The sequence below is a fragment of the Pseudoalteromonas sp. NCCP-2140 genome (assembly GCF_023708065.1).
Taxonomy (GTDB): domain Bacteria; phylum Pseudomonadota; class Gammaproteobacteria; order Enterobacterales; family Alteromonadaceae; genus Pseudoalteromonas.
In genome coordinates this window covers 309250-330436 of record NZ_BRCZ01000002.1, presented here as the reverse complement: position 1 = coordinate 330436, position 21187 = coordinate 309250, and the positions used below count along the sequence as shown (strand labels likewise).

Here is a 21187-nt window from a genome sequence, read left to right as displayed (position 1 = left end):
AGTACCAATTACAGTACTTAATTGTGCTTATGAAAACACGATTAAGTACTACAATTGGCAATGATGTTTTTTAATATCTAAGCAGTATCCACTACCTAGGTGTGCGCTAGTATACCTTTCATGCGCGCACAAAAAAAGGGGCTAAATAGCCCCTTTTCTCGTAATCTAGTTCTTAGCGACGTAGGCCAAGCTCTTGGATTAACGCAGTGTAACGTGCAATGTCTTTACCTTTAAGGTAGTCAAGCAGTTTACGGCGTTGGCTTACTTTGCGAAGAAGACCACGACGTGAGTGGAAGTCGTGCTTGTGGCTAGCAAAGTGACCTTGAAGCTTGTTGATATCGAAAGTTAGAAGTGCAACTTGTACTTCAGGTGAACCAGTGTCGCCTTCAGCGCGTGCAAATTTAGCGATGATTTCAACTTTTTCTTGATTGCTTAGTGACATAGTAACTCCAAAAATTAATTTAAATTGTGTTTTAGCCGATCACTAATTCAGCCAAAACGATTGAGCGGGGCGTATTCTACCCAGCTTTGCTAATAACTACAAGGTAATCTTTACTCAGGCAGTTGATTTGATAAGCCACGCTTTGATTTTAAGTGACCGTCTTTATGACGCTCACCAGTACCAATGAACACCCCATCAGCCATTACCTTTACCACACCATCTGGTACAGGCTTACCAATCACGACTGTTTGACCATGACTAAATGCCACGCCCTGCTCTTGAGTAATCTCAATCACAGGTAAATCAACCAAAGCAGTATCCATTGGCAGTAATAGCTCATCGAGGTAGCTTGAAGGCGCAACATCGTCTGCTTTTGCTTGCTGTAGTTTTTCTTCAAGTTGCTCAAGAGTGACCATTTTTTCACTTGGATAATGGCCAACAGCGCTGCGATGTAACATGATGACATGCGCACCACAGCCAAGCTTTTCACCTAAGTCGTCAACAATAGTACGAATATAAGTGCCTTTAGAGACGTGTGCCGTCATTTGTACTTCGTTATTAGCTTCATCAAACTCATCAAGCGTTAAACTAAATACATTAATTTTTCGACACTTACGCGGCACTTCGATACCTTCGCGAGCATATTTATACAAAGGCTGACCTTGGTATTTAAGCGCAGAGTACATCGAAGGGTATTGATCCGACTCACCTAAGAAACTGGCAATTTGCTCAGCTAATTGTTCACGGGTGACCGATACGTCGCGCGTTTCAACCACTTCACCATCTGAATCAGAGGTCGTGGTTCGCTCACCAAGTTTGGCGCGTACAACATAGGTTTTGTCAGTATCAAGCAAGAACTGGGTAAACTTAGTCGCTTCACCAAAACAAATAGGCAGCATACCCGTCGCGAGCGGATCAAGCGCACCGGTGTGGCCTGCTTTTTGAGCAAAGTAAATTCCCTTTGCTTGCTGCAATGCTTTGTTTGATGAAATACCTTGCGGCTTATTAAGTAATAAGATGCCGTCAATAGCACGACCTTTACTGCGTCTAGCCATTAGTCTTTAGTGCCTTCTTCGCTGTCATCTTCGTCTACATGCTTGGCATTGTCTTCACGAATAACTGAGTCAACCAAGTTTGAAATACGCATACCTTCCATAAGCGAGTTATCGATCACAAAACGTAACTCAGGCATGATGCGCGCACGAATACGTTTACCTAATAAAGAACGAATATAACCCGTTGCTTCATTTAAGATTTTAGCGCTTTGCTTGGCTTTATCTTCATCATCAGTATTAAACACTGTGATAAATACTTTTGCGTAAGATAAGTCGCGAGATACCTCAACCGCAGACACTGTCACCATGCCTAAGCGTGGATCTTTGATTTCGCGTTGCAGAATAACAGCAATCTCTTTTTGAATTTGCTGTGCAACACGATCAGTACGAGAAAATTCTCTCATTTCATTTCACTCTAAAATAATAACTTATTGATGTTAAAGAATAAGTTAATTTAATTACGAATACACAAATGGGGGCTAGGCCCCCATTTAAAGCAATAACTTAAACGAACTTAAAGTGAACGTTGTACTTCAACCGTCTCGAATACCTCGATTTGGTCGCCAACTTTAACATCGTTGTAGTTCTTAACGCCGATACCACATTCCATACCGTTACGTACTTCTTGAACGTCATCTTTAAAGCGACGTAGTGACTCAAGTTCACCTTCATAGATAACCACGTTATCACGAAGTACACGGATAGGCGCGCTACGCTTAACGATACCTTCAGTAACCATACAACCTGCGATTGCACCAATCTTAGGTGACTTGAACACGTCACGAACTTCAGCAAGACCAATGATCTCTTGCTTGAATTCTGGTGCAAGCATACCTGACATCGCTTGTTTAACTTCTTCAATCAGGCTGTAGATTACGCTGTAGTAACGTAAGTCTAGGTTTTCTGACTCAATTACTTTACGAGCTGATGCATCAGCACGTACGTTAAAGCCAACAACGATTGCGTTTGACGCCGCTGCAAGCGTTGCATCAGTTTCAGTGATACCACCTACACCTGAACCAACAATCTTCACTTTAACTTCATCGGTAGAAAGCTTAGTTAATGAATCAGCGATTGCTTCAATTGAACCTTGTACGTCAGCTTTAAGAACGATGTTAACTTCTGATACATCGCCTTCAGCCATGTTCGTAAACATGTTTTCAAGCTTCGCTTTTTGTTGACGAGCAAGCTTCACTTCACGGAACTTACCTTGACGGTAAAGTGCTACTTCACGCGCTTTACGCTCATCTTTAACTACTGTTGCTTCATCACCAGCAGCAGGGATACCAGACAGACCTAAAATCTCAACTGGGATAGATGGACCCGCAGACTTGATGTCTTTACCGTTCTCATCTTTCATCGCACGAACACGGCCATATTCAAGACCACACAGTACGATATCACCTTGGTTAAGCGTACCAGACTGAACTAGGATTGATGCAACTGGACCACGGCCTTTATCAAGACGCGATTCAATTACAACACCTGCTGCCATACCTTCAGCTGGTGCAGTTAGCTCTAGGATTTCAGCTTGCATTAGTACCGCTTCAAGTAGGTCATCAATACCTAAACCTGTTTTTGCTGAGATATGAACGAATTGCGTGTCACCACCCCACTCTTCTGGGATAACGTCTAATTGTGCTAGTTCGTTCTTAACGCGATCTGGGTCGATGCCTTCTTTATCCATCTTGTTTACTGCGATGATTAAAGGAACGCCTGCAGCACGGGCGTGCTGAACCGCTTCTTTAGTTTGTGGCATTACACCATCATCCGCAGCAACAACTAGGATTACGATATCCGTTGCTTTAGCACCACGTGCACGCATTGATGTAAACGCGGCGTGGCCCGGAGTATCTAAGAACGTGATCATGTGACCATTTGTTTCAACGTGGTATGCACCAATGTGCTGTGTAATACCACCTGCCTCACCAGAGGCAACTTTTGCTGAACGAATGTAGTCAAGTGTTGACGTTTTACCGTGGTCAACGTGACCCATTACTGTTACAACCGGCGCACGAGGAATCGCTTTACCTTCTTCGCTACGGTCGCTTAGTACTTTCTCTTCTAATTCGTTTTCTTTAACGATGATAACCTTGTGACCCATTTCTTCAGCTACAAGTTGTGCTGTTTCTTGGTCAATCACTTGGTTGATGGTAACCATGTCACCCATCTTCATCATCGTTTTAACAACTTCAGCACCTTTAACAGCCATACGTGATGCAAGCTCAGCAACAGTGATTGTTTCACTGATACGAACTTCGTTTTTCACGTCTGCTGTTGGTTTTTGGAAACCATGTTGTAAAGACGTTGGTGCTTTCAGCTTACCTTTCTTGCCTTTAGGACCAGTAGACTGTTTCTCTTTTTGAGGTCCTTTTTTCTTTTTCTTACGACGAGCGCTTTGCTCTTCACGTGCATCAGATTCATCTTCTGCTTCACGTGCGTAAGTAGAAGTCGTAAGGTGGTGGTCAGCGTTTTCTTCACGCTGCTTACGCTCTTCTTCTTCCTTTTTCCAGCGAGCTTCATTTTCTTCAGCTAGCTTTCTTGCCTCTTCTGCTTGACGTTTCGCTTCTTCTTCAGCTTTTCTCAATGCGGCCTCTTCTGCTTCTTTTTGCAGACGCTCAGCTTCGGCGCGATCTTGTTCAGACTTAGCACTTTGCTCTGGGGTCATCTGCTTCTGTTTCGCTTTACGCTCAGCTTCAGCTTTACGTTTAGCCTCTTCTTTGGCTTTACGCTCAGCTTCTTCTTTCGCTTTGCGCTCTGCCTCTTGTTTCGCTTTAAGCTCCTCAGCTTCTTGCTGGGCTTTAAGCTCTGCTGCTTTACGTGCAGCTTCTTCTGCAGCTAAACGCTCTTCTTCTTGCTGTTGCTCAATGGCGCTTTTCTTAACGTAAGTACGTGTTTTACGTACTTCAACTTGCACAGACTTCGCTTTACCTGTAGAGCCAGTTACGCTTAGCGTACTTTTGCTTTTACGTTGCAAAGTCATGCGAGCTGGGCCTTCTGAGCCCGTGCCGCCGTGCTGCTTGCTCAAGTGATCTAATAACGTCGACTTTTCAGACTCAGTTACCATATCACCTGCTTTTTTAGAAATACCGGCTTGTTCAAGCTGCTGTAGTAGTTTATCAACAGTTGTACCAATATCTCCGGCTAGTTTTTCAACATTTACTTCTGCCATAGTGTGTAATACCTCCGTTAATAAATTACTCGTCTGCGAACCAACAAATGTTACGCGCAGCCATAATTAGCTTGCCAGCTTCTTCTTCTGAAAGTTCAGTGATGTCTACTAACTCATCAATGCCTTGCTCAGCTAAGTCTTCTAGTGTTATTACACCTTTACTTGCCATAACAAATGCAAGGTGACGCTCTAAGCCTTCAAGCGCTAGTAGGTCTTCTGCAGGTTCTGCACCTTCTAGGCTTTCTTCAGTTTTAAGCGCTTTCGTTGTTAATGCGTCTTTTGCACGTGAACGTAAGATATCAACTGTTTCTTCATCTAAACCGTCAATTTCTAAGAATTCTGATGCCGGTACGTAAGCCACTTCTTCAAGTGTTGAGAAACCTTCGTTGATAAGTAAAGTTGCAAACTCATCATCGATATCTAAGTATTCAGTGAATAAGTTGATTAGCTTATCTGATTCAGCTTCGTTCTTCGCACGCATGTCATCAACTGTCATTACGTTTAATTCCCAACCAGTTAACTGGCTAGCAAGACGAACGTTTTGACCATTACGACCGATTGCTTGTGCTAGGTTATCGGCTTCAACAGCGATATCCATTGAATGTGTATCTTCGTCCATTACGATTGACGCAACTTCTGCTGGCGCCATTGCATTGATAACGAATTGCGCAGGGTTGTCATCGTAAAGAACGATATCAACACGCTCACCACCAAGCTCAGTTGAAACTGCTTGTACACGTGCACCACGCATACCAACACACGCACCTACTGGGTCGATACGTTTGTCGTTAGATTTTACCGCGATTTTTGCACGAGAACCTGGATCGCGTGCAGCTGCACGTAGTTCAATCATCTCTTCGCCAATCTCTGGCACCTCAATGCGGAAAAGTTCCATTAGCATTTCTGGCTTAGAACGCGTTACAAATAACTGCGCGCCACGTGCTTCTGGCTTAACTTCGTAAAGAAGACCACGGATACGGTCACCTGGACGGAAGTTTTCACGCGGTAACATATCATCACGGTAGATAACCGCTTCAGCATTGTTACCAAGGTCAAGTACGATTGCATCACGGGTTGCTTTTTTAACAACACCTGTTACTAATTCGCCTTGTTGATCTTTGTATTCTTCAACCACTAATGCACGCTCAGCTTCACGTACTTTTTGTACGATAACTTGCTTAGCCATTTGTGTTGTAATACGGTCAAACTTGATTGACTCAATTTGTTCTTCAACGTAATCACCTAATTGTAGGCTTTCGTCTTCAACCTGAGCCGCTTCAAGTGTGATTTCGCTGTAAGGGTTTTCTAAAGAACCATCTTCAAGAACTTCAGCAATCTTCCAACGACGGAATGTGTCGTAATCACCTGTTTTACGGTCGATTGATACGCGAACTTCGATTTCGCCATCGTGTTTTTTCTTTGTTGCAGTCGCTAATGCGAACTCTAACGCTTCAAAAATCTTTTCTTTTGGAACCGCTTTCTCATTGGAGACGGCTTCAGCAACCAATAATATTTCTTTTGCCATGGGTTATGCCTCGCTTGCCCTATTCCTTCGCACTCGAATTAAAACTTTGCGATGATGTTCGCACGTTCAATGTTACTAAGCATAATCATATGCTCAGCGCCATCTGCTGAAAGTGTGATCATATCACTGCTAACTGATACTAAATCGCCTTTAAAGTTACGACGACCATCTTGCGGAAGCTTTGTACGCACGCGTACTTCTTCTCCTTGCGCCTTCTCGTAGTGATCTTGTTTGAATAATGGACGATCAACACCAGGAGACGAAACTTCCAAATCATATTCATTTGTAATTGGGTCTTCGACATCTAAAATTGCGCTAACTTGACGACTAACGTCGGCACAATTGTCAACCGTAATCCCTGCATCGTGATCGATATAAACACGTAATGTAGAGTGGCGACCAGCTTGCACAAACTCAAGACCATGTAACTCAAAGCCTAACATTTCAACGGCCGGTGAGAGCATGGCTACTAAATCTTGCTCAAGTTTTGTCACGAAAATCCTCCATACAAACAAAAAAAGGGCATATAGCCCTGAAATACTGAGTTTAATAATGATTTAAAATCACCGCCAAGCAGATACAACAACGCCCCGAACCAAGCGGGGCGTCACACCTAAAGCATAAAACTGTGTGGCCTAGGGCCAAGCTTGGTTGCGAGTCAGTCACCTGACTAAATTAAACTAGATAGCCTAAACGCAAAACGCGCATTACCAGAATGCGCGACTTCATACAGTAAAAATTACTGTGCATACTAAGTACACTTACAATGTCTTAGCATGTATTTGGTTGCGGGAGCCGGATTTGAACCGACGACCTTCGGGTTATGAGCCCGACGAGCTACCAGGCTGCTCCATCCCGCGCCAATAGATATTAAAAGTAACTTAATATCATTTAATCGAGTGCTAAACACCTCAATTCAATGGCGGCTATTATAAGCATGTAGCGCTCAATTAGCAACCTTCCTACATGAATTAGTTAGACTATTTTTTGCCTAAAATTTTTATGACAGCCTTGTCATAAAATTTCCCATAACTGAAAATTCTCGTCTATATTTAGTCATATAATAAGAACAACCTATAGCCTTGGCTATTAAGCGATTTACTATGAGTCTATCTTCATTTCAAAAAAGACTGTTACTACAAGATATTGAATTGCTAAAACCGGATTTTCATCAGTTTACAAGCGCATATCATCGCAGTCTTAGTGCTCGTCAATTATCCATGACAGTGCCTGAGCAAGAAAGCATAACTAAGCGCAGCTATATTCTTTACTGTGCGCTCAACAAAGTAGTAAGTCACCTCGATGACTTACAGCAAGTCACGCCGTTTATTCATTATTTAGCGAATAACTTGAGCTTTTTAAACGTGTCATTTGAGGATATCGATACCCTTTGCGAAGCCTTTATTGATACTCGCAAGTCGTATATTCATCACATTAGTACGCAATTACATCAAGCTTGGCTGCAAGCTACGAGAATATTTGCCAACATCGTAAAAAGTTACTTGTTTGCTTATTCAAATGTGGTGTCGTTTAGCGCTTATTGCCCAGCACGCTTAAGCTCATAGCTTGGTCAACTCATTATTAAGCCTTTCTATTTGTTTTTGTTCAACAGCGATAAGGGTGTTAAAACGACTCGTTAAAGCTGTCATTTTGTCCGCTAATGCGTTATCGCTATTCGCATCAGCTAAATTACGAGGGCGGCTACTTAGTTGTTGCTCAAGCTTTGACATTTGCATGTTTAACTCATTTTGATAGGTATCAATTTTATTTTCATGTTCTGAAATTTTACGCATAATTTGTTTTGAACGAATATAACTATTAATTTCATTATTTGCCGTGCTGGTAGATGCAGATGCCAATGAATGCTTTTCTTTAATGAGTCTGTCGATACTGCGCTGCTCACTGTCAATAAGCACGCCATATCGCTCAGATACTGCGGTCATTTGTTTGGCGATAGCAGCTTGTTTTTTAGCCCCCACCAAGTTACGTAGCTGAGCATCTGATTGCTCAGATAAAGCCACTATTTCCCTGTTCATTTTAAGCTTGAATGTGTCAATTTTATTGTTATGTTCTGCTATTTGCGCATCGATTTGCTTTAAGCGGATATAACGGTCGACCTCTGCGGTATCTTTACCTGCTGATGCTTGTACAGCATTATCTGACGCGCCCGAAAGGTGTGGATTTTGTTCTTTAATGGTAATCAACTTTGCATCTTTGCCACAGGGCTGCTGGCTAAATTCAGCAACACCGTTTTTCTCACAGTGATAAACAGTGCTGTGGGCCAAAGGGCAAACTAACAGGCTTATAAATAGTAAATGTAAGTTAATTTTCATCTCGACCCTTCCTTAGTAGTGACTCATTAAAAATGTCACTCATGTACCTTTTATAGACTATATTTATCGATCTATCTTTGTGATTGCTTCGTAGTTACCTAGATTACTTGCTGCAAAGGCTATTTGAAGTGCAATACACCACCTTAAGATTTATTTTTGGCGATCAACTTAATGCAAGCCACAGCTGGTTTAAAGAAAAATCACAACCAGATACGCTGTATGTCATCGCTGAGTTAAAACAAGAAACAGACTACGTAAAGCACCACCTGCAAAAAGTGGTCGCCTTCTTTGCTGCAATGGAAAACTTTGCTAATGCACTGACAAAAGCGAATTTAAACTGCCTACATCTGACTCTTGATGACACACAAGATGATGACTCACTACCAGGGCTACTCACCCGGTTAGCTAAGCATTATCAGTGCCAAAATATTGAGTATCAATACCCAGACGAATACCGCCTTAAAAAGCAACTTGCAGACTTTTCACAGCAGAGCGAATTTAATGTCAATGCAGTTGATTCAGAACACTTTCTACTACCTTTTAATGATATTGACCAGCACTTTAAGCCAAATAAGCCGGTAAAAATGGAGTTTTTTTATCGTGCTATGCGCAAACGTTTTAATATTTTAATGGACGATGATAATCAACCTAGTGGTGGCAAATGGAATTTTGATCAGCAAAATAGAAACAAGTTAAAACCGAACGATCTTACAGAAATTCCAGAACCATTGTGTTTCGGTCACGATGTTAGCCACATCCTTAAACGAATAGAAAAGCACAAAGTAAACACCTTTGGTGAGTGCAGCGAAACGTTAATTTGGCCAACCACACGCGCTGAAGCAAAGCAGTTACTCGATTTTTTTTGCGACCATTTACTGGTTCATTTTGGTCAGTTTCAAGACGCCATGACATGCCAGTCCCAGTACCAATGGTCTTTGTATCACAGCCGTTTATCGTTTGCCCTTAATACTAAAATGCTGCACCCGATGCAGGTCATCGAGCAAGTGTTAACTAGCTTTGATAAGCAAACTATTGATATTGCACAAGTTGAAGGTTTTATTCGGCAAATTCTCGGTTGGCGCGAGTATGTACGTGGTATTTATTGGCAAAATATGCCTGATTACGCCAGCAAAAATGCCTTAAATGCAAAGCGTGCCCTACCCGATTATTTTTGGCATGGTAAAACAAACATGAATTGTATGCACCATGCCATTACACAAAGCCTGCAAACGGCTTATGCACACCACATACAACGCTTGATGATCACGGGTAACTTTTGCTTATTAACCGCTATTGAGCCAAGTGAAGTAGATGAATGGTATTTAGGTATTTATATCGACGCCATAGAATGGGTAGAAATGCCCAACACTCGGGGAATGAGCCAATTTGCTGACGGGGGATTAATTGCCACTAAGCCCTATGCAGCCAGTGGAAATTACATCAACAAAATGAGTGATTACTGCAAACATTGTAGCTACAGCATTAAAGAAAAAGCCACTGAGGATGCTTGCCCATTCAACAGCCTATATTGGCATTTTATGTTAGAGCACGAACAACAGCTATCACAAAACCCACGTATCGGTATGATTTATAACAACTGGTATAAACAGGATGAATCTGTACAGCAAGCCACTCTCAAACGGGCTAACTGGTGCTTGGATAATTTAGAAAAGCTTTAACAATAAAAAAGCCGCCTCAAATGAGGCGGCAAAACTAACTAGGGGAAACAATGCTGTTGGTAATTACTTGTTTTCGAGTAATTTACCATTACCAATTTCGATTTTACGTGGTTTTAAAGCTTCTGGAATTTCACGCTCTAAATCGATATTTAGTAAGCCATTTTCAAGGTCAGCGCCAAGCACTTTAACGTGATCACCTAATTGGAACTTACGCTCAAAGTTACGCTCTGCAATGCCTTGGTGAATGAACTTACGTTCAGCATTATCTTGTTTATCAGCTTTAGTACCGCTGACTTTTAATGTGTTGTTTTCTGACTCAATGGTCAATTCACTGTCACTAAAACCGGCTACAGCCATAGTGATACGATATTTGTCTTTATCGAGTGCTTCGATGTTGTACGGAGGAAAACTTGGCTGCTTGTCAGTGCGAGCTGCTGCATCCATTAAAGATGCTAAATGATCGAAACCGATGAATGAACGATAAAGTGGTGATAAGTCTACTGTACGCATAATTATATCCTCATATTTAAGCGATATTTTGTTAGTACTCTTCTATTGAACCAGTGCTAACAAAGTTAAATTAATACTATATATTTCAATTACTTTAGTTTGTTTGGGACCCATCAGGCGTCCTCACTAAACTATTTATGGGCGGGTAAAATCTTTTCAAGATTTTTAGCAAAAAAAATTGCAATTTTTTTAAGTTAATTGAAATTTTAACACCCTCAAACTGGTCTGAATAAGTTGATTTTAAAGGGCTAACAACGTACAAAATAATAATGAAAAAAAATCCAACTTTTTTAAAAAAATTTATCAGTGTGCTAAAAAATGTCGTGTTAATGGCAGTCGTTGTGTATGCCGTGACCGCATTTCAGCAACGTAATTTACTCTCAACTGATAAAACTCCAGCCCCCTATTTTAATTTAGCCACGCTAAAAAACCCGACAGAGCGGATGACCATTGCACAATTACAAGGAAAGCAAACAGTGGTGTATTTCTTTGCGCCTTGGTGCTCAATTTGTCGTTACAGTATGCCAAATTTAGAAAAGGCTCATCAGCAAGGTAAGTTAAATGCCATAGCAATTGCCCTCGATTACCAAAATATTGCTGAAGTTAAACAGTTTACTGATTCACTCGAATTAACAATGCCGGTGTTACTTGGCAGTAAAAGTACAGGTCAAGATTATAAAATCAGTGCCTACCCAACTTATTATGTTATTGATGAGCAGTTGGCAATTACTGCGCATTCTATGGGTTACTCAACAGAACTTGGCCTCAGGATGCGCACACTTGATTAGCTCAATCGCTTTTAGTGAGAAAAAACAGAACAGTGCAATCGATTTTATGCGCTGTTTTTATTCATTTAATTCGTTAAGATGATAACCAGATAAACACATTCACATCGAGGAGAGCGATATGTTAACTGTAATTTTTGGCCGTGAAGGCTGCCCATACTGTGTACGTGCAAAAGACGTTGCTGAAAAACTAGCAAATGAGCGTGACGATTTTAAATACCGTTATATCGACATCATTAAAGAAGGCATCAGCAAAGCAGATTTAGAACAGTCTGCAGGCAAACCTTGCCCAACTGTACCACAGATTTTTATTGACCAAGCCCACATTGGTGGCTTCACTGAATTCGAAGCATACGCTAAAGAAAATTTAGGGTTATATCAATAAATTGTAAACGTGGTTGATTTTGGTAATTTTAAACTGATTAAATTATGACCAACATCAACCACATACAAATTAGTTGTAATTTATACAAGCAATTGCATTGTATTTCCTATACAATGCGCGCCTCTTTAAATTCGTTGAGGCGTATTAATGTCAGAACCAGTCACGTTTGAATCTCTAAATCTTTCTCCTGCAATCCTTAAAGCAGTTGAAGAGTTGGGTTACAAGACTCCATCTGAAATCCAAGCTCAATGTATACCGTTATTGCTAGAAAGAAAGGACGTACTGGGACTAGCGCAAACGGGTACAGGTAAAACAGCAGCATTTGCACTGCCGTTACTAAATAATATTGACCCGTCTGTGAAGCAGCCACAGATCCTTGTTTTAACGCCTACGCGTGAACTTGCGATCCAAGTAGCTGAGGCATTCGAACAATATGCTAAGCATACTCGTGGTGTTGAAGTTTTAGCCCTTTATGGTGGCCAAAGCTATAGCATCCAACTAAGTGCACTTCGTCGTGGCGCGCAAATTATTGTTGCAACGCCAGGTCGCTTAATTGACCACATTAACCGTGGCACAATCAAGTTTGAGAGCTTACAAGCCCTTGTTCTTGATGAAGCAGACGAAATGTTACGCATGGGCTTCATTGATGATGTAGAAAGCATCATGGAGAAAACGCCACGTGAAAAGCAAACATGTCTTTTCTCGGCGACCATGCCTAAGCAAATTCAAAATATCAGCAGCAAGTACATGAATGAACCTGAGCAAGTTCATATTTCTGCGCGTAACTCAACTGTATCAACGGTTGAGCAAGTATTTTGGAATGCACACGTACACAAAAACAAAGCAATCGTTCGCTTCTTAGAAGCAGAACAATACGATGGTGCAATTGTTTTCGTACGTACACGTAACGACACGGTACAGTTAGCTGAATTACTTGAGCGCGAAGGTTTCTCTGCGGCACCACTTAATGGTGACATGAACCAACAAGCACGTGAACGTACAGTAGATCGTTTGAAAAACGGCTTAGTTGATATCGTTATTGCAACAGACGTTGCTGCACGTGGTCTTGATGTAGACCGTTTAAGCTTAGTAATTAACTACGATATTCCACAAGATTCAGAAGCCTACGTTCACCGTATTGGCCGTACTGGTCGTGCGGGTCGTCAAGGTAAAGCGATTCTTTTCGTAAAACATAACGAGCGTTATTTACTTAAAAATATCATTCGTCATACGAAATCTGATATCGCACAAGTTGATTTACCAACAGCTAAAGTTGTTGAAGAAAAGCGTATTAAAGCGCTTCAAGACAAGCTTACAATTGCTCTTGAAAACAAAGACATCACTTTCTTTAATCAAGTTGCTGCTAACATGGCAGAGAAACTTGAGCTAAGTACTGAAGATTTAGCAGGTGCATTACTTTGTTTAGCGCAGCAACAATCACCAATCAAGGTTGAAGAAGTTAAAGTTCAACCACGTGGCGAACGCAATGAGCGTCGTCGCAATGAACGTGGTGATCGTGGCGACCGCCAAGGACGCGAGCGTAAACCTCGTGAGCCGCGTGAGCGCAACAGCCGTAACATGGGTCCTATGGATACTTACCGTATCGAAGTAGGTCGTGAGCACGGTGTACAAGTTAAAAATATCGTTGGTGCGATTGCTAACGAAGCTGATATCTCAAGCAAGTTCATTGGTGATATTCGCTTACATGACAATCACAGTACGGTACAGTTACCACAGAACATGCCAAAAGATGTGCTTGATCACTTCCAAAAGGTATTTATCTGTAAACGTCCGATGAATATGACGCTAACGCAAGACCAAGGTCCTGCGGCTCCTCGCTCTGAGCGCCCAAGTGGTGATCGTGGTGATAAGAAACGTAACTTCAAAGACCGTGGCGAAAAACGTGGTGGCCCTCGTAAAGAGCGTCGTCCAGTGAGCTTCACTGCGAACTAAACGAAGCTGTAAGCTGTAAGCTGTAAGCAATAAAAAACCTTGTCATGAGAGTGACAAGGTTTTTTTGTGTCTGTAGTAAAGCTGTCAGCCATCAGCATCAGCCTTCAGTTTTTTAAAGCCTTACGCTGGATGGCTGAGGCTTTATACCAGTTCGCTTAATTAAGTAGTCTATTTTGAGGCAATAAAACCTCGTCGATAACAAGGCAAAAATTTCGTTATTTAGTTGTTCTAAATGAGAAATTTTTAACGCAGGTAGCGACAGGTTTAATCCCTCAAAATGATTAAGTATTATTGCGAATTGGTATTATAACTCTAATCGTTATGAGCCGATGGCTGGGTATGCGTAGCTTGATTGTAAGCCAAGAGGGATACCTAAGCCCCAGTACGCGAGTAAGAAGATACTCCAACCGATTAAGAAGGCGATTGAATACGGTAACATCATCGCGATTAAAGTGCCGATACCGGTGCCTTTTACATACTTTTGGCAGTACACAACAACCAGTGGGAAGTATGGCATTAATGGCGTGATGATATTCGAGCTTGAGTCACCTACACGGTACGCTGCTTGTGTTAAATCAGGTGAAATACCCAGTTGCATCAGCATGGGTACAAAGATTGGCCCTAATAGCGCCCATTTTGCTGAGCTTGAGCCGACAAATAGGTTCACGAACGCCGTTAAGAAAATAATTCCTACCACAGTGACTGAGCTTGGCAGAGCCATTGCTTTTAATAGTTGCGCACCTTCAATTGCAAGTAATGCACCTAGGTTTGATTTACTAAATGCAGCAATAAATAACGCACAGAAGAACGCCATAACAATATAGTAAGCCATGCCGCTCATCGCTTTACTCATTGCATCTATCATATCTTTAGAGCTTTTGAAGGTACCCACGGCAAAACCGTAGACGGCACCAGGGATCCAAAACAGTAAGAAGATAAGTGGCACAATTGATTGCATTAATGGCGAGCGGAAATTAGTTAACGAGCCATCACTGCTACGCATTGCTGAGTCGGCTGGCGCTGAGACAAACCAAAGTAGAGCAAGGCCTGCAATCATCACAGTGCTTGCAATATAAAACGCACGCTTTTCATCACTGCGTGCTTCATCAAAGGCAGGTAGGTCTTCGGTATCTCCATCAAGTGGCGTGTTTTGTAAACGTGGCTCGATGATTTTATCTGTGATATACCAACCTAATAAGATAATAAATAAGCTCGAAGCTGAGGTGAAAAACCAGTTATTAAGCGGGTTAATCGCCATATCTGGGTTAATAATTTGCGCCGCACTTTGGGTAAAGCTTTGCAGTAACGGGTCAATCCCTGACGGAATAAAGTTTGCGCTAAAGCCACCACTTACCCCGGCAAACGCAGCTGCAATACCAGCTAGCGGATGGCGCCCCATCGCATAAAAGATAACTCCAGCAAGTGGAATAACTAGTACGTAACCGGCATCAGTTGCGGTATGACTAACAATCGCCACTAAAATAATAGACGGTGTTAAAAGTTGCTTAGGCGTTACTTTTAACATTAATTTAAGGCCGGTATTGATAAAGCCAGAATGCTCAGCAACACCAACACCTAACATAGCAACCAGCACCACACCAAGCGGCGCAAAGCCAGTGAAGGTTTTAACCATCGAAGATAAGAAGGTGGCAAGGGAGTCCCCTGCTAATAGGTTATTTACAACGATGGCTTCGCCGGTGCGCGGGTCGATTGCATCAAATGTAGTGCCCGAGAAAAGCCAAGATAAAAACCAAATAAGTAGCATTGCGACTAAAAAGATAATCGCCGGATCAGGCAGCTTGTTACCTACTCTTTCTATGGTATTTAGAAAACGTGCGATTGCACCACTTGGTGCCTGCACATCATTATTGTTATTCATTTTCAAATTCCCTGGAAAAATATCTCGTTAACCTTAACGTATCTAACTACTAAGGTAAATTTTAAGTTAATGGAATTACCTTATAAAGGTAAAGCGATAATGTAAAAAAAGCGACACAGGTCGCTTTGCAGGATTTTATTTAATTAGATTAAGCTGCAAGTGCTTTCACTTCATCCCATAGGCGCACAACAAGCTCTTTATCTTCTTCGTTTAACTCACCGTTGCGGTAAGCTTTAACTAGGCTAGATTCAACTTGATTGTTTAACTCATCAATCGATAAGTTTAATTCTTCTACTTGTGCATAGCCTACAGCTAAGTCAAAGTGACCACGTAAATAGCCACCAGCAAATAGCTCGTCGTCAGTTGCTTTATCGACTAAATCATCAAAATATTGCTGCGCTGCATCAATATAACTTACTAAACTCATTGTTACTTCTCCTCTGGGTGCAGCCCATCTTGATGACCCACTGCATACATAATATGGTCATTGAAACCTGTGGTTACGCGAATATAACCACTTAATTCATCGTCTAACTCACTATCACCCGTATCGGCAATCAGTGGTCGGCCATTTAAGGCCTGTAATTTAGTTTTAGTAGCCACCACAATAATATTGTCGCGACCAATGGCACGAATAAGTGCAGGGCTTAATTGCTGATTACCTCGGCCGAAGATATGGCCTTGGCCACCAATTAAGGTGATCACCAATTTGGTTTCTTTACCTTGTGTAAGTTCAAGTAATTGCTGAGCAGTTAAATCCTGCGCGATAAGCTCTTGGTCTGCCACTAAGTCTACACCCAGCAAGGTATTTTCAAGGCCCATTTCTTCCATAATTGCCGCGACTGTAGAACCACTGCCCATCACATATAAGCAGTCTTCATCCATTTCACTAACAACATAGGCAGCGATATCGGCAAGCACTAATTCATCGGTTTCTTTACCGCCATTTTTAACCGCCTGTACATAACGTACTTCACTCGGCACTTGCATTTCACCATAGCGCTTAGCTTTTACCGTGCCTTCGCGAAATGCCTCTTCGTCGATATCCATTACATCAGCATCACCAAGGCTGACAAGTTCACCTTTAACTAGCATCTCAACAACACGCCCAGCTGCTTTTGGGGTAATAGCATAAACCCCAGAATGAATTTTACAGCCTGCAGGAATACCTAATACAGGAGTGCTATCGCCAACCGCATGGCAAATATTGCGGGCAGTACCATCGCCACCCGCAAATAAAATAAGGTCAACACCTTGCTCAACTAATAGCTTGGCAGCCTGCTCTGTGTCATCTGGGGTGGTGATATCGTTTGTTTGGTAAATAACTTGGCTTTGAAAGCCTAGTTGGTTTGCCGTTTGCTCGCCCATTTCACCGTTTACAGTGTAAATGATTAAGTCATCTTGATGGGCAAGCAGCACTTCAAGTGCCGCTCGAGTGCGTAAGTTTGCTTTTGGCTCAGCACCAAGTTGCATTGCTTTTGCTGCGGTATCTGCGCCATCACTGCCCTTTAGTGCGACACTGCCACCTAAGCCGGCAACCGGATTTACAATCAAACCTAATTTAAACTGCATCAGATAAAGCTCCTGGGTTGCCATGAAAATCGCGCTGCCACGTAAACTGAGCAGCCGTTAGTGGCCATGGGGTTTTATAGAAATCACTCAATGCTTTAAGAAGTGCTGTCGTGCGCTGATTAAAGCCAGATGCTAAAAAGCTCAACACTTGCTGGTGAACTCGCGCTTGAAAATCGAATCGACAGGTTTGCTCGCCATTTAAATTATCAACCGATACATTAAAATCAAAACCTGCTGCAGTACTGAGCGCCCATTCGATAGCTTGGGGCTTTACTTCAACTGCTTCAAATTCAGCTTGCTGGTGCTTATCACGACCATCTGGGCAATACCAATAGCCATAATCTTCTTTTAACCGACGTGCCTCACCAGCCACCAGCCAATGAGCAATTTCGTGCAAAGCACTGGCATAAAAACCGTGGGCAAACACAATTTGGTGATAAGGCGTTTGCTCATCAGCAGGCAGGTAAATAGGTTCATCATCACCTTTGATCAAACGCGTGTTATGGCTTTGATAAAAGGTGCTTTCAAAAATAGCGATTAAGTCAGCAATCTGATGCATACGGCTTGAATTCATCTCGTTAAAAGCGTCACTAAAAACGAGGCGAATTGTACGGACTTTTCACTCTAAAGTAAAAGCAACCGCCCTCAGTTACAGGTATTTTGCGATATCAACATCATCGATTTGTTCTGGGTTTAAATAGCGTTTTGCATATTCAAGGTAAATACCTGATGTTAAGAACAATTTAAACACATCTTCATCAACATGCTGATCGGCTACCATCTTGGCTAAAATATCAATGGCAACACTGAGTGGCTTGGCTTTTTTATAAGGTCTATCGGCTGCGGTTAATGCCTCGAAGATATCAGCTAGCACTAGCACACGCTCAGGTATCGATAAATCATCTGCAGATAACTTACGCGGATACCCCGTGCCTTTTAGAGTTTCGTGATGGGTCGAGGCATAACGTGGCACCCGTGCTAACTCTTCAGGGAACGGCACATTATCGAGCATTCGAATAGTGCTGATAATATGCTCATTAATTTTAAAGCGGTCTTCGTTTGTTAACGTACCGCGCTGAATTTGCAAGTTATACAGCTCACCAAGATTATACTTGTATTCAGGAATGCTTACTTTAATGCCTAAGCGCTCGTCATACTCAATAGGTTTATCATGGGTGATCAGATGTTCAGGCTTATCTGAAAGTAGCTTTTCAGTAACAGGCAACTGCTCATCGCTGCTGTGAACTCGCAGCTCTTCAACTGGAGAAAGGCCTACCTTATCGTTAAAATGTCGCTGCCACGTTATGTTACTTAGCGCCTCTAAACGCTTAAGACTTGCTTCATCCATAAATTCGCCACCCACATTGCAAGCTGCGATAAACGAAAAATCACTGCGTAATTCTGCTTGGCGTTTGCCAAGCTCAGCCTCGAGCTCAGGTTGCTTTTCTGGTGAACTTTGCAATGCTTTTAAATAAGCGATTTCTGCATCTCGCCACAGTACTTCAAAACGTGTACGCACTTCATGAATACGGTTATAAATGGTTTCTAACTTAGTGCCTTTGTCGACGATATGCTCTGGGGTGGTGATTTTACCGCAGTCATGTAGCCAAGCCGCGAGGCTAAACTCTCTTAACTCGTCTTTATTTTTAAAGGCAAACTCTTTAAAAGCGTGTTCATTGGAGCTTGAAGCCGCTTTGGCCAGCATAATGCCCAGCTCTGGTACCCGCTCGCAGTGCCCTGCTGTATAAGGCGATTTATCATCGATGGCCTGCGCAATAAGCTCAATAAATGATTCCATTAAGGCTTTTTGATTTTGCTCATGCTGCTGAATAGATTGACTCATTTGCACCATAGAGGTAGCCAGGTTATTGATTTCTTTAATATTGCTTTTTAACGTTGAAACTTGGTCAAACTGACGGCGCTTTATCTTTAAGTTTTCGCCCTCTAAGGTCTTAATAGGTGCAACAATGGGTGAGGCAAAAAACCACGACACCGGCAATACCATAATTAAGCATGCGGCAGTGATAAAAATAGAGAGCTTAATTTTCTCACGGGTAGAGCTTAGTACCCCCTCTTTCGGCACCACTATCGCTAAGTAATCGCTATTAATGCCCCCTTCTGAAAGCGGAGTGATATACACGTACTTTTCAATGCCATTTAGGGTCATCAAACGTAAATGGGCAAAGTTTGTTTCATCTGTAATTAAAGTTAGAAACTCAGGATATGGCACAGTGCCAATAACTTGTGTTTGCTGACTGGCATCGCTCCCTAACCATTTTCGCTCGAGTGCAGCAATGTACGAATTTGGCAACTGAGTGATTGCCATATCGATTAAGTCTTTAAGCGCTGCATCCTCTGGATGAAACAATAAATGCAGGGTATCGGGTAGTAGATCGTGGCTATAACTATCAAGCTGATTGTACTGAATACCATCAATAAAAAACTGCTTTTGGGTGTACTTGAATACCGCCTCGTTATCTAAACCAGCATAGACGCGCCCTTGGCTTACTGCATCAAGCACCGCTTTAGTACTAGGTAGCTCAACAATATCGATGTCGGGAAAGTGCTCTTTGATCACGTTAATCACCGACCAGCCCTCGCCAATAGCCAACTGTTTGCCCGCTAACTGCTTCATAGTAACAACGGGTGTGGAACCTTTTGCTGTAATGATACTGAACGGTAAGGTCGCCATAGTTTGGCTCATAAGACCAAGCGGCTCATTGGCAGGCGTTTTAAAAATAGGCTGAATAATGTCTATTTCATCTTTTGCAAATTGGCTTAAAAACTCAGCCCAGGTAAAACCATTAATAAAAGTCACCTTAATTCCAAGTAACTCAGCCAAACCATTAATATAATCAATACTATAGCCTTTTGGGTTTCCGCCAACACTAAAGTCCATTGGTGGCCAATTGGTTTCGTTAGAAACACTTAAATAAGGGTACTTCGCCAATACACTTTGCTGATCTTCAGTAAGAGCTAGCTTTTCAAGCCTTGGCAATAGTAAGCTATTTTTTTGTTGGTTAGAGGCAACAATTTCACCTTCTTTGTTGTAAATATACAGCTCACTTAAATACTGGCTGCTCATTTTACTTTGCTGTTTACTTAAATACTCAGAGATGCTCGATAGGCTCACGTCTAACGCCAATACACTATTTTCTCTTGCCGACTTTATCGAATAGGTTTGCCCGGGAGCTTGCAAGTGAGTGAAAAAATACGGCTTGGTTTTATTGACTCGGGTCGAGTTTGCTTGCTTAAACCACAAACGCTCTCGCGGATCATAGCTGGTACTCTTTGTTTGAGAGATACGCAAATTAAATTGCTGATCAAAGTAATGAGTGTGCTGAATACGCTCTGCACCTTCACCGCTAATATGGATCACTACCCAACGATCCGCTTCGATGGCTTGCAACTGCTGGCGAACAATTTCACTACTTTCTAAATTAATTAACTCATAAAAGTCACCATTTTCATAGCCGACATATAAGGCATAAAACAATGGATTGAGCTGCATGATTTCGCTCATGACATCTCTCAGTTCACTTTTATCTACGCTGTCGGCGCTGATAAGGCTGCTGTTTTGTACCATCACACTTAATGTGTTTTCTGACTTTTCATTCACCCCAGTAAGGTAATCAGCAACGGAGCCGGTGGCTAAATTAAAGTTTTTAACACTGGCTTCTAAAGCCATTTTTTCACTGAAATAATATTGCAGGCTAATTGCAATCAGAGCTGTTAATGAGGTGGCTAATACGAACACCGCGACAACGGTAAGACGAATCGAAAAACGAATTTTTTGTTTAAGTTTTTGAAAAGCAGATACCAGCACTTATGCATCTCCTTGCAATGCTTTGTTCGTAAATAATATTAGCTTGTATAATCTTTATACACCAATAACTT

General features: G+C 42.0%; 18 protein-coding genes and 1 tRNA gene. 5 read left to right on the top strand and 14 right to left on the bottom strand.

Annotated features, from left to right (window positions below):
* Window positions 1-172: 172 nt before the first annotated feature.
* The 7 genes from rpsO to NFU46_RS05430 all read right to left on the bottom strand — a co-directional run bounded on the left by rpsO (window position 173) and on the right by NFU46_RS05430 (window position 7054).
* Window positions 173-442 carry a 30S ribosomal protein S15 gene (gene rpsO / locus NFU46_RS05460; RefSeq protein WP_054553172.1) on the bottom strand — a complete coding sequence of 90 codons (270 nt, stop codon included), beginning with the start codon at window positions 440-442 and terminating at the stop codon, window positions 173-175.
* Between the two features lie 110 nt (window positions 443-552).
* Window positions 553-1497, bottom strand: coding sequence for a tRNA pseudouridine(55) synthase TruB (truB, locus tag NFU46_RS05455; RefSeq protein WP_054553173.1), 945 nt, complete (start codon window positions 1495-1497; stop codon window positions 553-555).
* Window positions 1497-1901 carry a 30S ribosome-binding factor RbfA gene (gene rbfA, locus NFU46_RS05450; protein ID WP_054553174.1) on the bottom strand — a complete coding sequence of 135 codons (405 nt, stop codon included), beginning with the start codon at window positions 1899-1901 and terminating at the stop codon, window positions 1497-1499. The genes truB and rbfA overlap by 1 nt, the downstream gene beginning before the upstream one ends.
* A 110-nt stretch (window positions 1902-2011) precedes the next feature.
* Complete coding sequence (gene infB / locus NFU46_RS05445) at window positions 2012-4669, bottom strand: translation initiation factor IF-2 (RefSeq protein ID WP_251600405.1); 2658 nt, start codon at window positions 4667-4669, stop codon at window positions 2012-2014.
* Window positions 4670-4694: 25 nt separating this feature from the next.
* Window positions 4695-6194 (bottom strand): transcription termination factor NusA, encoded by a 1500-nt coding sequence (gene nusA, locus NFU46_RS05440; protein ID WP_058586319.1) that lies wholly within the window; start codon window positions 6192-6194, stop codon window positions 4695-4697.
* 38 nt (window positions 6195-6232) lie between these two features.
* Window positions 6233-6688 carry a ribosome maturation factor RimP gene (gene rimP / locus NFU46_RS05435; RefSeq protein ID WP_054562099.1) on the bottom strand — a complete coding sequence of 152 codons (456 nt, stop codon included), beginning with the start codon at window positions 6686-6688 and terminating at the stop codon, window positions 6233-6235.
* 289 nt (window positions 6689-6977) lie between these two features.
* A tRNA-Met gene (locus NFU46_RS05430) sits at window positions 6978-7054 on the bottom strand.
* 243 nt (window positions 7055-7297) lie between these two features.
* Here NFU46_RS05430 and NFU46_RS05425 point away from each other — a divergent pair.
* Window positions 7298-7759, top strand: coding sequence for a hypothetical protein (locus tag NFU46_RS05425; RefSeq protein ID WP_251600402.1), 462 nt, complete (start codon window positions 7298-7300; stop codon window positions 7757-7759).
* Here the strand turns inward: NFU46_RS05425 and NFU46_RS05420 are convergent.
* A complete protein-coding gene (locus NFU46_RS05420) occupies window positions 7754-8527 on the bottom strand; it encodes a hypothetical protein (protein WP_251600399.1) in 774 nt (257 codons plus the stop codon). The two genes, NFU46_RS05425 and NFU46_RS05420, sit on opposite strands and share 6 nt — an antisense overlap.
* A gap of 128 nt (window positions 8528-8655) precedes the next feature.
* Here NFU46_RS05420 and NFU46_RS05415 point away from each other — a divergent pair, with 128 nt between their 5' ends.
* The gene (locus NFU46_RS05415) at window positions 8656-10206 is read left to right on the top strand and encodes a cryptochrome/photolyase family protein (RefSeq protein WP_251600396.1); all 1551 of its coding nucleotides are present in this window, start codon (window positions 8656-8658) and stop codon (window positions 10204-10206) included.
* Between the two features lie 63 nt (window positions 10207-10269).
* Here the strand turns inward: NFU46_RS05415 and NFU46_RS05410 are convergent, their stop codons facing one another.
* On the bottom strand, window positions 10270-10716 hold the full coding sequence (locus tag NFU46_RS05410; protein ID WP_251600393.1) for an Hsp20 family protein: 447 nt from the start codon (window positions 10714-10716) through the stop codon (window positions 10270-10272).
* A 329-nt stretch (window positions 10717-11045) separates the two neighbouring features.
* Between NFU46_RS05410 and NFU46_RS05405 the strand changes: the two genes are divergently transcribed.
* From NFU46_RS05405 to NFU46_RS05395, 3 genes are all read left to right on the top strand, one after another.
* A complete protein-coding gene (locus tag NFU46_RS05405; RefSeq protein WP_240701477.1) occupies window positions 11046-11504 on the top strand; it encodes a TlpA disulfide reductase family protein in 459 nt (152 codons plus the stop codon).
* Between the two features lie 118 nt (window positions 11505-11622).
* Window positions 11623-11886: a GrxA family glutaredoxin gene (locus NFU46_RS05400; protein WP_054553185.1), complete on the top strand. Its 264-nt coding sequence runs from the start codon at window positions 11623-11625 to the stop codon at window positions 11884-11886.
* 147 nt (window positions 11887-12033) lie between these two features.
* Window positions 12034-13839: a DEAD/DEAH box helicase gene (locus tag NFU46_RS05395; protein ID WP_054562104.1), complete on the top strand. Its 1806-nt coding sequence runs from the start codon at window positions 12034-12036 to the stop codon at window positions 13837-13839.
* Between the two features lie 319 nt (window positions 13840-14158).
* Here the strand turns inward: NFU46_RS05395 and NFU46_RS05390 are convergent, their stop codons facing one another.
* The 5 genes from NFU46_RS05390 to NFU46_RS05370 form a co-directional block, all read right to left on the bottom strand.
* Window positions 14159-15718, bottom strand: a complete 1560-nt coding sequence (locus tag NFU46_RS05390; RefSeq protein WP_054562105.1) for an AbgT family transporter — start codon at window positions 15716-15718, stop codon at window positions 14159-14161.
* A 148-nt stretch (window positions 15719-15866) separates the two neighbouring features.
* Window positions 15867-16145, bottom strand: coding sequence for a YfcL family protein (locus tag NFU46_RS05385; protein ID WP_054553188.1), 279 nt, complete (start codon window positions 16143-16145; stop codon window positions 15867-15869).
* Window positions 16146-16147: 2 nt separating this feature from the next.
* On the bottom strand, window positions 16148-17290 hold the full coding sequence (locus NFU46_RS05380) for an ATP-NAD kinase family protein (RefSeq protein ID WP_251600390.1): 1143 nt from the start codon (window positions 17288-17290) through the stop codon (window positions 16148-16150).
* Window positions 17280-17849 carry an elongation factor P hydroxylase gene (locus NFU46_RS05375; protein WP_058586361.1) on the bottom strand — a complete coding sequence of 190 codons (570 nt, stop codon included), beginning with the start codon at window positions 17847-17849 and terminating at the stop codon, window positions 17280-17282. The genes NFU46_RS05380 and NFU46_RS05375 overlap by 11 nt, the downstream gene beginning before the upstream one ends.
* 90 nt (window positions 17850-17939) lie before the next feature.
* Window positions 17940-21116 carry an HD domain-containing phosphohydrolase gene (locus tag NFU46_RS05370; protein ID WP_251600386.1) on the bottom strand — a complete coding sequence of 1059 codons (3177 nt, stop codon included), beginning with the start codon at window positions 21114-21116 and terminating at the stop codon, window positions 17940-17942.
* Window positions 21117-21187: the final 71 nt, after the last annotated feature.

Excerpts from the sequence above, each read along its gene's own strand:
- rpsO (WP_054553172.1), bottom strand. The coding sequence starts at position 442 with ATGTCACTAAGCAATCAAGAAAAAGTTGAAATCATCGCTAAATTTGCA.
- truB (WP_054553173.1), bottom strand. The coding sequence starts at position 1,497 with ATGGCTAGACGCAGTAAAGGTCGTGCTATTGACGGCATCTTATTACTT.
- rbfA (WP_054553174.1), bottom strand. The coding sequence starts at position 1,901 with ATGAGAGAATTTTCTCGTACTGATCGTGTTGCACAGCAAATTCAAAAA.
- infB (WP_251600405.1), bottom strand. The coding sequence starts at position 4,669 with ATGGCAGAAGTAAATGTTGAAAAACTAGCCGGAGATATTGGTACAACT.
- nusA (WP_058586319.1), bottom strand. The coding sequence starts at position 6,194 with ATGGCAAAAGAAATATTATTGGTTGCTGAAGCCGTCTCCAATGAGAAA.
- NFU46_RS05425 (WP_251600402.1), top strand. The coding sequence starts at position 7,298 with ATGAGTCTATCTTCATTTCAAAAAAGACTGTTACTACAAGATATTGAA.
- NFU46_RS05420 (WP_251600399.1), bottom strand. The coding sequence starts at position 8,527 with ATGAAAATTAACTTACATTTACTATTTATAAGCCTGTTAGTTTGCCCT.
- NFU46_RS05410 (WP_251600393.1), bottom strand. The coding sequence starts at position 10,716 with ATGCGTACAGTAGACTTATCACCACTTTATCGTTCATTCATCGGTTTC.
- NFU46_RS05405 (WP_240701477.1), top strand. The coding sequence starts at position 11,046 with ATGGCAGTCGTTGTGTATGCCGTGACCGCATTTCAGCAACGTAATTTA.
- NFU46_RS05400 (WP_054553185.1), top strand. The coding sequence starts at position 11,623 with ATGTTAACTGTAATTTTTGGCCGTGAAGGCTGCCCATACTGTGTACGT.
- NFU46_RS05395 (WP_054562104.1), top strand. The coding sequence starts at position 12,034 with ATGTCAGAACCAGTCACGTTTGAATCTCTAAATCTTTCTCCTGCAATC.
- NFU46_RS05390 (WP_054562105.1), bottom strand. The coding sequence starts at position 15,718 with ATGAATAACAATAATGATGTGCAGGCACCAAGTGGTGCAATCGCACGT.
- NFU46_RS05385 (WP_054553188.1), bottom strand. The coding sequence starts at position 16,145 with ATGAGTTTAGTAAGTTATATTGATGCAGCGCAGCAATATTTTGATGAT.
- NFU46_RS05380 (WP_251600390.1), bottom strand. The coding sequence starts at position 17,290 with ATGCAGTTTAAATTAGGTTTGATTGTAAATCCGGTTGCCGGCTTAGGT.
- NFU46_RS05375 (WP_058586361.1), bottom strand. The coding sequence starts at position 17,849 with ATGCATCAGATTGCTGACTTAATCGCTATTTTTGAAAGCACCTTTTAT.